Annotated in this window: 11 protein-coding genes and 2 pseudogenes; 6 read left to right on the forward strand and 7 right to left on the reverse strand. The window is 70.6% G+C overall.

The window, feature by feature from the left end; genetic code table 11:
* Positions 1-138: 138 nt before the first annotated feature.
* A complete protein-coding gene (locus tag ACH4N1_RS30970; protein ID WP_398102747.1) occupies positions 139-327 on the forward strand; it encodes an NAD-binding protein in 189 nt (62 codons plus the stop codon).
* A 55-nt stretch (positions 328-382) separates the two neighbouring features.
* On the opposite strand, the gene ACH4N1_RS30975 is transcribed toward ACH4N1_RS30970, so the two are convergent.
* Positions 383-1417, reverse strand: coding sequence for an RDD family protein (locus ACH4N1_RS30975; RefSeq protein ID WP_398102750.1), 1035 nt, complete (start codon positions 1415-1417; stop codon positions 383-385).
* 198 nt (positions 1418-1615) lie between these two features.
* Between ACH4N1_RS30975 and ACH4N1_RS30980 the strand changes: the two genes are divergently transcribed.
* Together ACH4N1_RS30980 and ACH4N1_RS30985 are read left to right on the forward strand one after the other, a co-directional pair.
* On the forward strand, positions 1616-1927 hold the full coding sequence (locus tag ACH4N1_RS30980; protein WP_398102753.1) for a trypco2 family protein: 312 nt from the start codon (positions 1616-1618) through the stop codon (positions 1925-1927).
* A 52-nt stretch (positions 1928-1979) separates the two neighbouring features.
* On the forward strand, positions 1980-4874 hold the full coding sequence (locus ACH4N1_RS30985) for an NACHT domain-containing protein (RefSeq protein WP_398102755.1): 2895 nt from the start codon (positions 1980-1982) through the stop codon (positions 4872-4874).
* 173 nt (positions 4875-5047) lie between these two features.
* On the opposite strand, the pseudogene ACH4N1_RS30990 reads toward ACH4N1_RS30985, so the two are convergent.
* From ACH4N1_RS30990 to ACH4N1_RS31010, 5 genes and pseudogenes are all read right to left on the reverse strand, one after another.
* A pseudogene (locus tag ACH4N1_RS30990) lies at positions 5048-5248 on the reverse strand (hypothetical protein); the annotation flags it as partial.
* Between the two features lie 5 nt (positions 5249-5253).
* Positions 5254-5484, reverse strand: coding sequence for a transcriptional regulator (locus ACH4N1_RS30995; RefSeq protein ID WP_398102758.1), 231 nt, complete (start codon positions 5482-5484; stop codon positions 5254-5256).
* A 3-nt stretch (positions 5485-5487) separates the two neighbouring features.
* Positions 5488-5646: a hypothetical protein gene (locus ACH4N1_RS31000; protein WP_398102761.1), complete on the reverse strand. Its 159-nt coding sequence runs from the start codon at positions 5644-5646 to the stop codon at positions 5488-5490.
* A 340-nt stretch (positions 5647-5986) separates the two neighbouring features.
* Positions 5987-7516, reverse strand: coding sequence for a helix-turn-helix domain-containing protein (locus ACH4N1_RS31005; RefSeq protein WP_398102764.1), 1530 nt, complete (start codon positions 7514-7516; stop codon positions 5987-5989).
* A gap of 64 nt (positions 7517-7580) precedes the next feature.
* Entirely contained in the window at positions 7581-7781 is a 201-nt protein-coding gene (locus ACH4N1_RS31010; RefSeq protein WP_363090398.1) for a DUF4236 domain-containing protein, read from the reverse strand.
* Between the two features lie 572 nt (positions 7782-8353).
* Here ACH4N1_RS31010 and acnA point away from each other — a divergent pair.
* From acnA to ACH4N1_RS31025, 3 genes and pseudogenes are all read left to right on the forward strand, one after another.
* Entirely contained in the window at positions 8354-11071 is a 2718-nt protein-coding gene (gene acnA / locus ACH4N1_RS31015; protein ID WP_398102767.1) for an aconitate hydratase AcnA, read from the forward strand.
* A 138-nt stretch (positions 11072-11209) separates the two neighbouring features.
* Positions 11210-11887 carry a hypothetical protein gene (locus ACH4N1_RS31020; RefSeq protein ID WP_398102770.1) on the forward strand — a complete coding sequence of 226 codons (678 nt, stop codon included), beginning with the start codon at positions 11210-11212 and terminating at the stop codon, positions 11885-11887.
* 133 nt (positions 11888-12020) lie between these two features.
* Positions 12021-12467 (forward strand): annotated as a pseudogene (locus tag ACH4N1_RS31025) (cellulose binding domain-containing protein); the annotation flags it as partial.
* A 366-nt stretch (positions 12468-12833) separates the two neighbouring features.
* Here the strand turns inward: ACH4N1_RS31025 and ACH4N1_RS31030 are convergent.
* Positions 12834-13358: a hypothetical protein gene (locus tag ACH4N1_RS31030; RefSeq protein WP_398102773.1), complete on the reverse strand. Its 525-nt coding sequence runs from the start codon at positions 13356-13358 to the stop codon at positions 12834-12836.
* Between the last annotated feature and the right edge of the window lie 106 nt (positions 13359-13464).

The following is a 13464-nucleotide window of genomic DNA, read 5'->3' on the forward strand; positions in this document are numbered from 1 at the left end:
CCCCCAGAAGGCCCAGAACTACACCGTCCACACCACCGTCGCATTCTTCGAACACGGCCTCAACAGCCGCTCACAGCGCTAACGCAACGGTGTTGCCGTCGACTCCGCCACCGGCTCGCGCACGCCGGCTCGGGCATCGTGGTCGGCGCCGGTTTCCTCGGCATGGAGGCGGCCGGTGCCTGCGCCGCCCGCGGCATCCCGGTCATCGTCGTGGACACCGCCTCGCCGCTGGAACGCGTCCTCGGCGGCTGCCTGCCCGCCGCGATCACTGCACACGCCGCGGCGCGCCGTATCCACTTCGTGCAGGCCACCGGCCTCGTCACCTGACCGGCGATCCCGTCAGCGGTGTGGCACTGCCTGACGGCCCTCACGCCGGGAAAACTCAGTCCCTCCGGTGGATCGGTGGACGAGGCACCCCCGGGGGACGCGGGGGGTAAGGGACGGGGGCCCCGGGGGCGGCGAAGCCGGTGGGAGGGGGGTAAGGCGGAATGGGGGGCGTGTCTTCGTGGCGCTTGCGGGTGGCGGCGGCCTTGGCACGGTCGAACGCAGCCCGGCCCTTGCTCGCCGCAGCGCGGTTCAGGTCGGAGTCGACAACTCGCCGCATGGTCTCGTGTCTGGCGATTCGCTGCCCGCCGTCCAGGGTGTTCCGAACCGCGTTCTTCCAGGCTGCCCGGCCATCACGGGCCTTGGTGAGCCCCAGGACCATCGTCTGGGAGACACCCTGCCGTGTGGCACCCCAATCAGGCGTGGGCAGCGTGATGTTGTCGACGGTGGTGCCGGCCAGGCGGTCGGCGAGGGAGCGCCTACGGCCCCGGAGAGCGGGGACGCCATTGGCCCAGAAGACGGTCACCGCGACCATCCAGCACAACACCGACAGCGCGACTGAGCCGCCGATCAGCACGCAGCAGGCCACCGCGAAGCAGCCGACGTCGGCTAGCGTGGTGACACCGGCTCGGATCGCGGCCCGGCGAGGCCCGAGGACACCAGGCTCAGTGGGGGAGACACGCAGGCCGAGCAACAGCTTGCCCACCGTGCGGTTGGTCAGCACGAGCGCCGTGAAATGGTAGGCGAAGGTGATGAGTACCAACGCGACGAAAGCCTGCTGGACGGCACCCACAGCGGAGCCCCAGACGTGGTCCCACACCTGCTCGGTGGCATCGAGAGGGTGACCTCCCGAGGTGAGCACCTCCCAGGCGCTGCTGCCGACCAGCTCGGTGGTGTCGGTCATCTGCGCGCTGATGCGATCGAAAGTGAAGGAGCCGAGAAGAACGGCCACCACGACCACGAGGGCGAAATCGATCAGCCAGGCCATGATCCGTCGACTGGCCCCAGGCATATGCGGCCCGTCGGCTAAGCCGAATTCTGCGGCTGCTCCTGTCCTCGCGGACCTCGAATAGTGAGACACGTACGCCCCCATGATGAAGAGTCAGCAGACAAAAGCCGACAGCCACAGGTTAGCGCAGCCTCATGACGTCGGGCAGGTGCGCGTGGGCAACGAGAACCGGACGCGGACCGGGGCGCGGTCGTGCGCCGTACAGGGAAGATCGGTGTTTGCTGGTTGTGACTCCCGGGGAGATCGGGACCGGATACGGTTCGAATCGAGGGGGGTATCGACGTGCCGCAGGAACCGTGGGCAGAGCTGGGGGAGACCATCAGCGTGATTCGCGCCGAGTTGCAGAGCGCCATGGAAACGGGCAAGGAGGAGTCGCTGAAATTCAGGACCGGGCCGGTTGAACTCGAGTTCACGGTGGAGGTCAAGAAGGAGAGCGGGGTCAGGACCAGAATCTTTGTTCTTCCGTGGACGGTTGAGGCCCAGGGTGCCGCAAGTGCGGGTCGGATCCATCGTGTCAAGCTCACCCTGCAGCCGGTCGACGGCGACGACAACGATCTGAAGATCTCCGCCGACTCTCCGCAGCGTCCGAAATAGCGCGTACGGTCCGCGTGGAGACCAGCTCGTCTGGTGAGGGGCAGGACGGGGGATGGACCAGGCACGGGTCATGGAGATCTGGAATCCGGTCTCGAAGAGGTCGGGCAGCGGGTACCTGATCGGTGACCGCTTGGTGCTCACTGCGCACCACATCGTGGCCGGAGTTCCCCTGCGCGGCGGCGTGGAGGTCCGGCAACTGGATCCGGAGGGCGGCACGGACTGGACGGCCGCCGAACTGGTGTGGCTGCCGGAAGCAGCGGCTTCGGGGGTGCTGCCGGGCGCGGACGGTGCGCTGCTGCGGATCACCGGGCCGAACTGGCGACCGCCGGTGACTCCCCCGGTGCGCTTCGGGCGGGTCGTGGGCAGGCACCGATTGCCCTGCCTCGGACTGGGTTTTCCCGACGCGGTGACACGTCCCGGCCACGCACGGGACACCATGCCCATACGCGGCCATGTGGACCCGTTGCACGGCATGAAATCGCGGATGACGACGGTGCAGGTCGATGAGGGCATCGTGCCGAGCCGCTCGGGCTGGAGCGGCAGTTCGGGGGCCGGGCTACTGTGCGGACCGCACCTGATCGCGGTCGTGACCACGGAAAAGAGCTTGGCCCCCGGCGTGCTGGAGGCCGTACCCGTCAGCGTCCTCGCCGAACTGCCGGGATTCGAGCAGATCCTGCACGCCCACGGCGTCCACTTCGTCACCGAGGACCTCGACGGGGCGCCTCCGGATCCCGACGACGAGCCGGACTACACGCCGATCGCCATGCCTCCGCCCTCCTCACGGCACCGCCTGAGGAAGCTGCTGGCGCCCACAGCGGCAGGGACGACGACCCTGGCGCTCTTGGCGCTGTCCCCGCCCTCACCGGGCGTCACTTGGCCGGTCGGGTCGGCAATCTCCGGTCTTCTGGCCGGGTGGAGCATGGGTTGGTTCCGTGGCCCGCGGTCGGCGGGAGACGGTCGGGAAGCCGCCGTCCGAAGGCTGCGGGAGGCCACTCGAGCAGAGGTGGGGCGACGTCGCCGGCAACTGCTGGGCAACGACAACAAGGCCATCAACATCACTTTCGTCACCCTGCCGCAGGACGGCAGGGACGCGGACAGGGCATGGCCGCGCGGTGATTTCGACGGCATCGCCCGTTACCTGGACGCCCTCCGGCCCCAACGCCTGGTCATCACGGGCGGTCCCGGCTCGGGTAAGACGCTCCTGGCTTATGAACTCGTTCATCGGTTGCTCGCCCGTAAGCACTACAACGGTCCGGTTCCGGTCCCGGTCGACCTGTCGGGCTGGGACACCAGCGTGATGTTCGCCGACTGGTTCAGCGCTCGCCTGAGTCAGGAGTACCTGGGCGGTTCCGAGGCCAGGGCACGGGACTTGTTGGCCTCCGGCCGCGTCATGCCGGTCCTGGACGGCCTCGACGAGATGGACCCCGCGGGCGGCGCGCGGCCCAGGGCCGTCGCCGCGCTCGCCGAGCTCAACCGGTTCGCCGGTCCGTTGGCGCTGACCTGCCGTTCGGACGAGTACGCCGGGCTCAGCCGCGCCGGTCAGCGTCTGCTGGACTGTGCGACGGTGCGGATCGAGAGGGTCCGTCCCGTCGACGGCTGGCGGTTCCTGGACGAGCGGACGAGGGACAGGGCCCGGCTCGCCGAGTTGGAACACGATCTCTGCGCAGCGGGGACGGCCATGAGAGCGGTGCTGTCCTCACCCTGGATGCTCACGCTGGCGTCACTGGCCTCGCAGACGGAAGCCGGAGCCGAGAAACTCCTTGCTTTCATCGGGGCGCCGGCCTCGGGTGGCCGAGCGCAGGAAGAGTTACGGGCGACCTTGCTGGAGGAGCTCATTCCGTCCTTGTGCGAGCCGGATCCGGCCGACCGGCGCCGGCGGTACCAGGCGGAAGCCGTGGCTCAGTGGTTGCGGCTGCTCACCGCGAGCCTGCGCGGCGGTCACGCGGTACCGGCCGACGGCAGCGGCGCCGTCATGCCGTCCAGAGACCTGGCCATCCACACGCTGTGGCCGGTCGCGGGGCCGCGCAGCGCCCGCTACGCCGCCGCGGCGATCACCATGGCCTGCTGGCTCCCCGCCCTGCTTTCCCTGGCGGTCTGCCTCCACCGCAACCACGCCCTGCCCCTGCCCGGCGCAGTGCTGCTCGCACTACTGATCCCTGCGCCGCTGCTGTCAGCCTGGAACGCACGCGCACGGTACGTTGAACCCCGCCGCATCCTGTTCCAGCGGCTTGGCAGCAGACTCGGCTGGAGCCGGATATGTCTGGGAGTCACACTGGGCGGCGTCCTCATGCTGCCGCTGACGCCCGTGTTCGGTCCGGGTTTCGCGTTGGCCGCAGGCACCGGTTCCGCCGCCGTCTTCGGCTTCGGCCTGGCGCTGTCGGTGCGGGCGGACATCGACCGCCCTCATCTGATGGCCGTCAGTATCCCGACTGCCCTGTCGGTGACAGTGGGGGCGGGATTCCTCGTCGGCCGACTCGGCGATTTCATCGGGCTCATCGCGGGATGCGGTGCCGGAGCGATCGGGTTGGCGGTGGGGGTACCCGCAGGGCTGCGCGCCGCTCGGCGAAACAATGGCGGAGAGCCGGACCCGGATCCGCCCGGTGTGCCCACGCCGCTGTCTCCCCTGCGCAATGACGTGATGGCAGGGGTGGTGTCCGGCGTCGTCGTCGTGATACTCACGCTCTACGGGACGCTGTGCGTCGAGTGGTTGCGGGTTCCCTGGCCCCTCGCTGTCCTCACGGCCCTGGCCTGCGGTGTGGCTGCCGGGCCCGGTTTTGTCGCAGTCACCGGTCGCCAGTACCTCGGGCTGCTTCTGGCCATGCACGGAAAGCTGCCGTGGCGCCTGACCGCATTCCTCCGCTGGTGCCACGAACGGGGTCTGCTGAGGTCAGCCGGCACCGTCTACCAGGTACGTCACGACGAACTTCTTGAGTGGCTCCAGCGCTGACCCCTGTCGGCGCATCACCCGCTTCGGCACGCGGCGTGGTGACAGCCCGCCACCGGCCTCCGGTCTGCGGAGTCAGGACTGGGACGGCGGTCTCCCGGGGCCGAACGCGACCGGGAGACCGATGAGGCCCCGTCGGCAGGCGCAAGCGCGGTCTCCAGCGCGTGCACCTTTCAGCCGCGGGTTTCGAGGCCGGTGCGGAGCGTGGCGGCGATGTCGGCCGTGGGCGCCGGGTTCTCGGTGGCGGCATCGAGGTCCTGGCTGGGGCGGTTCATGAGGCGGTGTGCCCGCACGGCGTATCCACCGGTGAGGACCAGGGGATACGGGGAACCGAGTGCGATCACATCGGCCAGGAGCCGCGTGTGCAGCTCCGGCATGTCCGTCACGCGGCTGCCCGGGGGCGGGAGGGGAGCTGGGGGAAGGCGTCTTCCCATACGGCGCGCACGCTGCGGCCGACGAGGGTACGCAGCACCGGCCACAGCTGGAGGAGCAGGTCCCGGTTGAGGTAGCGGGGCAGGTCGTCGTGCAGGCCCTCGTGCAGGACGGTGCGGTACAGGCCCATGCGCTGACGCGGCTTGCCCAGGTCGTACGAGGTCATCCCCGACCAGGCCATGTGCTATGGCAGCTCCACGATCCCTTGGGTCGGCCCGCGCAGCTCGTCCAGCGACTCCGGCAGACGGCGGCGGAACTTCTCCCGGTGCAACGCGAGATCCTCGGCGGCCGCGTCCGAAAGGCCGCTCGGCGCGGGCGCGGGGCGCTGTGGGGCGGAGGGCATACCTCCAGTATGACCGCAGGGGAGCGGTGAGGGGCATGATGCGCGAGCTTGCGTCCGCAGTGAGCGGGACGGGCCCGTGGAGGGTGTCCGAGCGTGACAGCAAGGCAGTGAGTCGAGAACCCGGCCCGACCTGTCCTCGCCCATGAGTCGCTCATGCCGACGCCCTGCCCGTGACCCATCACGTGCAGGGCCGGGCAATCCGCCCCTCAGCCCCCGAGACCGGCGGTCTCCCGGTTCGGCCCAAAAGTCCCTGAGAAGTCCCACAGGCGAAGCCGAGTCCCCTCCTGGATCGCATACATGCAGGTCAGGAGGGGGGCGGCGGCGTTATTTCTGAAGGCTTTCAGATGTCCCGGAAGATCTCGATCTGCGCCCCGATCGAGTTCAGGCGCTCGGCCAGGTCCTCGTAACCCCGGTTGATGACGTAGACGTTGCGCAGCACGGAGGTGCCCTCCGCCGCCATCATCGCCAGCAGGACGACCACCGCGGGCCGCAGGGCCGGCGGGCACATCATCTCGGCGGCGCGCCAGCGGGTGGGGCCCTCGACCAGGACGCGGTGCGGGTCGAGGAGCTGGAGCCGGCCGCCGAGGCGGTTGAGGTCGGTGAGGTAGATCGCGCGGTTGTCGTAGACCCAGTCGTGGATGAGGGTCTTGCCCTGGGCGACGGCCGCGATGGCCGCGAAGAACGGCACGTTGTCGATGTTCAGGCCGGGGAACGGCATCGGGTGGATCTTGTCGATCGGCGCCTCCAGCTTGGAGGGCCGCACGGTCAGGTCGACCAGGCGGGTGCGGCCGTTGTCCGCGAAGTACTCGGGCGTGCGGTCGTGGTCGAGGCCCATCTCCTCCAGGACCGCCAGCTCGATCTCCAGGAACTCGATCGGCACCCGGCGCACCGTCAGCTCCGACTCCGTCACCACCGCCGCGGCCAGCAGGCTCATCGCCTCGACCGGGTCCTCGGAGGGGGAGTAGTCCACGTCGACGTCGATGTCCGGCACGCCGTGCACGGTGAGCGTGGTGGTGCCGATGCCCTCGACCGCGACGCCGAGCGCCTCCAGGAAGAAGCAGAGGTCCTGGACCATGTAGTTGGAGGAGGCGTTGCGGATGACGGTCACCCCGTCGTGCCGGGCGGCGGCCAGCAGCGCGTTCTCGGTGACGGTGTCCCCGCGCTCGGTCAGCACGATCGGGCGGTCCGGGCGGACGGCGCGGTCGACGACGGCGTGGTACTGCCCCTCCGTCGCGGCGATGTCCAGCCCGAACCGGCGCAGCGCGATCATGTGCGGCTCGATGGTCCGGGTCCCCAGGTCGCAGCCGCCGGCGTACGGGAGCATGAAGCGGTCCGTGCGGTGCAGCAGCGGGCCGAGGAACATGATGATCGAGCGGGTGCGCACGGCGGCCTCGGCGTCGATGGCCGCCATGTCCAGTTCGGCCGGCGGCACGATCTCCAGGTCGACGCCCTCGTTGATCCAGCGCGTCCGGACGCCGATCGAGTTCAGCACCTCCAGGAGGCGGTAGACCTCCTCGATGCGGGCGACCCGGCGCAGCACCGTGCGCCCCCGGTTCAGCAGGGAGGCGCACAGCAGCGCCACGCACGCGTTCTTGCTCGTCTTCACGTCGATGGCGCCCGACAGGCGTCGGCCGCCCACGACGCGCAGGTGCATCGGCCCCGCGTAGCCCAGTGAGACGATCTCACTGTCCAGGGCTTCACCGATTCGAGCGATCATCTCAAGGCTGATGTTTTGGTTCCCGCGCTCGATGCGGTTGACGGCGCTCTGGCTGGTTCCGAGCGCCTCGGCCAGTTGCGCCTGTGTCCAGCCGCGGTGCTGCCGGGCGTCACGGATGAGCCTGCCGATGCGTACGAGGTAGTCGTCTGCCATGAGGCTGAGGTTATCTCAGATATGAGATCGCGCCTCTCGGGGGGTCTGTTCGGGTGACGCCCCGTCAACGTCGCTTGGCGGTACGCGTACGACGCCACCCGAAAGGTCCGGGCAAATCCATCGATGTCGTACGACGTCCGGTGCTGCTGTGGGTGTGGCGCGGGCCGTGCGAGCCGCCGCCGGTGGTGATGGACCACGAGCGCTTGTTGATGTTCAGGCGCACCCCCGGAAGGATGCGGAAGCTCTTGCGGAAGGTGAGGGGCATCGGGGCCTCCTTCTCGTCGGTACATCGGGAGCCGGTGCGTCGGGAGCCGGTGCATCGGGAGCGTTCCGCGGGGACGCCGGGACGCTCCGCCTCCGTCTACCCCCGCTCGGCCGGGGCATGGCCCTCGCGCCGCCGGGCTGACGCACCGGCAACTGACGCGCCGTCGGGCGTCCGGCGGGGCGGGGCGTGCGGCCCGGTGGTCGCCCTCGTCGGGGGACGTGGGTCCGGACGGTCACCGCCTCGGCCGGACGGTCACCGCCTCGGCCGGACGGCCGCCGCTCCCGCCGGACGGCCGCCGCTCCCGCCGGGGCCCCACCGCCCCGTCGCCCCGCGGTCCCGCGGTCCTGGTGTCCCGGCGTCGACGCCGGGAAGGTTCCGTGACGCGGCGGGCCCGGGCATGACCAACCAGCCCCCATGTACTAGAGTTATCTCGACATCGAGATATCTGCCGAGGCGCACCGCAGCCGCCACCCAAGTAAGGGTGCCCTAACTTAGCCTGTCCTAAGTGGATCGGCCAAGTCCGTGTGACGGCAGGATGCGGTGGTACGCGCACATCAATGAAGGAGACTGTCGTGTCGGCGAACAGCTTCGACGCCCGCAGCACGCTGCAGGTGGGCGACGAGTCGTACGAGATCTTCCGGCTGGACAAGGTCGAGGGCTCCGCGCGCCTTCCCTACAGCCTGAAGGTGCTGCTGGAGAACCTGCTCCGCACGGAGGACGGCGCGAACATCACCGCCGACCACATCCGCGCCCTCGGCAACTGGGACTCGCAGGCCCAGCCCTCCCAGGAGATCCAGTTCACGCCGGCCCGCGTGATCATGCAGGACTTCACCGGCGTGCCCTGTGTCGTCGACCTCGCCACCATGCGTGAGGCCGTCAAGGAGCTGGGCGGCGACCCGGCGAAGGTCAACCCGCTCTCCCCGGCCGAGCTGGTCATCGACCACTCCGTCATCGCCGACAAGTTCGGCACCCACGAGGCCTTCGCCCAGAACGTCGAGCTGGAGTACGGCCGCAACAAGGAGCGCTACCAGTTCCTGCGCTGGGGCCAGACCGCGTTCGACGACTTCAAGGTCGTCCCGCCGGGCACCGGCATCGTCCACCAGGTGAACATCGAGCACCTGGCGCGCACGGTCATGGTCCGCGGCGGCCAGGCCTACCCCGACACCCTGGTCGGCACCGACTCGCACACCACCATGGTCAACGGCCTCGGCGTCCTCGGCTGGGGCGTCGGCGGCATCGAGGCCGAGGCCGCGATGCTCGGCCAGCCGGTCTCCATGCTCATCCCGCGCGTCGTCGGCTTCAAGCTGACCGGCGAGCTGCCGGCCGGCACCACCGCCACCGACCTGGTCCTCACGATCACCGAGATGCTGCGCAAGCACGGCGTCGTCGGCAAGTTCGTCGAGTTCTACGGCGAGGGCGTCGCCGCCACCTCCCTGGCCAACCGCGCCACCATCGGCAACATGTCGCCGGAGTTCGGCTCCACCGCCGCGATCTTCCCGATCGACGACGAGACCCTGAAGTACCTCAAGCTCACCGGCCGTGACGCGCAGCAGGTCGCGCTCGTCGAGGCGTACGCCAAGGAGCAGGGCCTCTGGCTGGACCCGAAGGCCGAGCCGGACTTCTCCGAGAAGCTCGAGCTGGACCTGTCCACCGTCGTCCCCTCGATCGCCGGCCCGAAGCGCCCGCAGGACCGCATCGTCCTCGCCAACGCCGCCGAGCAGTTCGCGACGGACGTCCGCAACTACGTCGACGAGGTCGACGAGGCCGGCAAGGAGTCCTTCCCGGCCTCCGACGCCCCCGCCATCCACCCCAACGGCGCCCCGTCCAACCCGGTCACCGTGACCGCCCCCGACGGCTCGACGTACGAGATCGACCACGGTGCGGTGACGGTCGCGGCCATCACCTCCTGCACCAACACCTCCAACCCGTACGTCATGGTCGCCGCCGCGCTCGTCGCGAAGAAGGCCGTGGAGAAGGGCCTGACCCGCAAGCCCTGGGTCAAGACCACCCTCGCGCCGGGCTCGAAGGTCGTCACCGACTACTTCGACAAGGCGGGCCTGACCCCGTACCTCGACAAGGTCGGCTTCAACCTCGTCGGCTACGGCTGCACCACCTGCATCGGCAACTCCGGCCCGCTGCCGGAGGAGGTCTCCAAGGCCGTCAACGACCACGACCTCGCGGTCACCTCGGTCCTCTCCGGCAACCGGAACTTCGAGGGCCGGATCAACCCCGACGTCAAGATGAACTACCTGGCCTCCCCGCCGCTGGTCGTCGCGTACGCCCTCGCGGGCTCCATGAAGGTGGACATCACCAAGGACGCCCTGGGCGTCGACCAGGACGGCAACCCGGTCTTCCTCAAGGACATCTGGCCCTCCGAGGCCGAGGTCAACGACGTCGTGGCCAACGCCATCGGCGAGGACATGTTCAACAAGTCCTACCAGGACGTCTTCGCGGGCGACGCCCAGTGGCAGGCGCTGCCGATCCCGACCGGCAACACCTTCGAGTGGGACGCCGAGTCGACCTACGTCCGCAAGCCCCCGTACTTCGAGGGCATGACGATGGAGACCACCCCGGTCTCCGACATCACGGGCGCCCGCGTCCTGGCCAAGCTGGGCGACTCGGTCACCACCGACCACATCTCCCCGGCCGGCGCCATCAAGGCCGACACCCCGGCCGGCAAGTACCTCACCGAGCACGGTGTGGAGCGTCGTGACTTCAACTCCTACGGCTCGCGCCGGGGCAACCACGAGGTCATGATCCGCGGCACGTTCGCCAACATCCGCCTGCGCAACCAGATCGCGCCGGGCACCGAGGGCGGCTACACCCGCGACTTCACGGTCGAGGGCGCGCCGGTGTCGTTCATCTACGACGCCTCGCGCAACTACATCGAGCAGGGCATCCCGCTGGTCGTCCTGGCCGGCAAGGAGTACGGCTCCGGCTCGTCCCGCGACTGGGCCGCCAAGGGCACCGCGCTGCTCGGCGTCAAGGCCGTCATCGCCGAGTCGTACGAGCGCATCCACCGCTCGAACCTCATCGGCATGGGCGTCCTGCCGCTCCAGTTCCCGGAGGGCGCCTCCGCCGCGACCCTCGGCCTGACCGGCGAGGAGACCTTCTCCTTCACCGGCGTCGAGGAGCTGAACAACGGCACCACCCCGCGCACGGTCAAAGTCACCACCGACACCGGCGTCGAGTTCGACGCGGTCGTCCGCATCGACACCCCCGGTGAGGCCGACTACTACCGCAACGGCGGCATCATGCAGTACGTGCTGCGCAGCCTGATCCGCAAGTAGTCAGCGGGCGGACGCTCGACCGGACCGCGGTCCGGCAGGCGTACGAGGGCCGTTCCCCCGGTGACGGGGGTGCGGCCCTTCGCCGTGCCGTGAGCCGCCACCGACGGTGCCCCCGGGGGCCGTTGATACGGTCCGGCCATGTCTGAGACACACGGAGCGAGCGGCTCCTCCGCGACCGGCGGGTCCGTCACCGCGGCCGACGTCGAGCACGCCGTCCGGCTGGCCGTGGCCACCCTGCGGGGAGCGCGGGCGCCGGACTGGGGCGCCAGGGCCGGCAGCCTGGAGTGGGACTGCTGGGAGACCGTCGAGCACCTCGCCGACGACCTGTTCTCCTACGCCGCCCAACTGGGCCCGCAGAAACCGCCGTCGGACACCCACGTGCCGTTCGTGTGGAGCCGGAGGAAGCCGGGCGGTCCGGCCAACGTCGTCTTCGCCGACCGTGCCGCCGGCCCGGCGGGCCTGTTGCAGGTCCTGGAGGCGTGCGGCGCGCTGCTCGCGGCCGTCGTGCGCACCACGCCGCCGACGGTACGGTCGCACCACGTCTTCGGCGCGGCCGACCCGGAGGGCTTCGCCGCGATGGGCGTCGTCGAGACGCTGGTGCACCTGCACGACGTCGCCGAGGGACTCGGCCTCGCCTGGACACCCGACGCCGCCCTGTGCGACCGGGTGCTGACCCGGCTCTTCCCGGACGCCCCCACGGACACCCCCCGCTGGCCCACCCTCCTGTGGGCCACCGGCCGCGCGGACCTCCCGGACCACCCCCGCCTCACCCGATGGCGCTGGTACGGCGCACCCGCCCACGAGCGACGGCCGTGACGCGTCCCGGCGCCCGCCGCACGGCCGGCCCCGAACCCCCTCCGCCGGCCGCGGCGGGCCTCCCTTTCCGGACAGTGCCGCCGATTCCGTTTACAAGTCGGCCCGGCGGCGCTACGTTGCGCCACAGGTGAGGTGGGAGCGCTCCCACTCGGCGGACCGGAACCCGCCGGGACCGCTCCCGCCTCCACCCTCCTCCGCCTCCGACGTCGTCTTCGACGGCGGCAACGGCGAGGTGACCGGCATCCACGAGCCCGGCAACCCGAGCGAGCCCGTCCCCGGCACCTGCACGGCCACCCGCCGCACGACGGGCACGTGGAACGGCGGCCACCAGTCCGAGGTCACCGTCACCAACTCCGGGGACGTCCCGATGCTCGGCTGGACGGTCGACTGGACACTGCCCGCCGGCCAGCGGGTCGACAGCCTCTGGAACGGCAACGCCACCTACGCCGGCCAGGCGGTGATGGTCCACAACGCCGGCTGGAACGGCTCGTTGAGCCCGGGCGGGAGCGCGACCTTCGGATACGTCGTCTCGGGCCCCGGCGGCGACAGCGCGACGAGCCTTTCCTGCCGGGCCGGCTGAGCCGTCACCCCACCGCGGACCCGGCCGCACCGGTGCGGCCCGGTGGGGGGGGGGCCGCCCCGGGCGCCCCCCCCCCCGCCCCCCCCCCCCCCCGGGGGGCCCCCCCCCCGGGGGGGCGGGGCCCCCCCCCCCCCCCCCCGCGCGCCCCCCCGCCCCCCCGCGGGCGGGGGGCGCCCCCCCCCCCCCCCCCCCCCCGCCCCCCCCCCCCCCCCGGGGGGCGCGGGGGGGGGGGGCCCCGGCCCCGCCCCCCCCCCACCGGGCCGCCCGCGACCTCGTGGAGCACGGCCCCGCTGGTGAAGGGGACCGTGCTCCGAGCGCGGTGACGGCGGCCGCGCCACCCGTGGCGGTGGCACGGGCCCCCGCGGGTCAGGCGATGGCGGATCCGGTACCGCGCGCGGAGCCGATGAGGTCGGTCAGGCCCGCGTCGTCGTAGACGGAGATGTCCACCGCCGCGCCCTCGGGCAGCTCGAAGTCCTGCACCGAGTAGTCCACCACCGCCGAGGTGCCGGGGGCGGCGAAGGTGCCGAGGTCGTGGTAGGTGCCGTCGAAGGAGTATCCGGCCTTGACGTAGAACGAGTCGCCGTCGTTGCTGGTGTCGTACACCCACAGCTTCTCGTCGTTCGGGTGGAACTCCACCTTGCCGACGAAGGCGCCGGACTGCACCAGTTCCATCTTGACGGCGTACCCGCCGGCGTCGTTCGCGAAGTACGTGCCGTCGAACGGGTCGGTGAGGTTGCCGCCGCTGCACGGGCAGGTGTCGGTGTCGTAGTAGTACGAGCTGAACGTCGGGTTCGGGCTGTACGCCTGTGCCGGAGCCGCCGTGGCGACCAGGGCCCCCGCCCCCAGCGCCGCACCTGCCAGCAGACCCGCGAACCTTCTGATGACGCCCATCTTTTTGTTCCCCCTCGTGATGACAGGCCGCCCGCTCTTCGCGGGCGGCCTGATCATTGTGGGTCAGGGGTCTCGCACGGTGCACCCCGCGATCGCTCTTGGTTAC

It is taken from the genome of Streptomyces sp. NPDC017202 (assembly GCF_044331705.1).
In the GTDB taxonomy this organism is placed as follows: domain Bacteria; phylum Actinomycetota; class Actinomycetes; order Streptomycetales; family Streptomycetaceae; genus Streptomyces.

Excerpts from the sequence above, each read along its gene's own strand:
- ACH4N1_RS30975 (WP_398102750.1), bottom strand. The coding sequence starts at position 1,417 with ATGGGGGCGTACGTGTCTCACTATTCGAGGTCCGCGAGGACAGGAGCA.
- ACH4N1_RS30985 (WP_398102755.1), top strand. The coding sequence starts at position 1,980 with ATGGACCAGGCACGGGTCATGGAGATCTGGAATCCGGTCTCGAAGAGG.
- ACH4N1_RS30995 (WP_398102758.1), bottom strand. The coding sequence starts at position 5,484 with ATGGCCTGGTCGGGGATGACCTCGTACGACCTGGGCAAGCCGCGTCAG.
- ACH4N1_RS31000 (WP_398102761.1), bottom strand. The coding sequence starts at position 5,646 with ATGCCCTCCGCCCCACAGCGCCCCGCGCCCGCGCCGAGCGGCCTTTCG.
- ACH4N1_RS31005 (WP_398102764.1), bottom strand. The coding sequence starts at position 7,516 with ATGGCAGACGACTACCTCGTACGCATCGGCAGGCTCATCCGTGACGCC.
- ACH4N1_RS31010 (WP_363090398.1), bottom strand. The coding sequence starts at position 7,781 with ATGCCCCTCACCTTCCGCAAGAGCTTCCGCATCCTTCCGGGGGTGCGC.
- ACH4N1_RS31020 (WP_398102770.1), top strand. The coding sequence starts at position 11,210 with ATGTCTGAGACACACGGAGCGAGCGGCTCCTCCGCGACCGGCGGGTCC.
- ACH4N1_RS31030 (WP_398102773.1), bottom strand. The coding sequence starts at position 13,358 with ATGGGCGTCATCAGAAGGTTCGCGGGTCTGCTGGCAGGTGCGGCGCTG.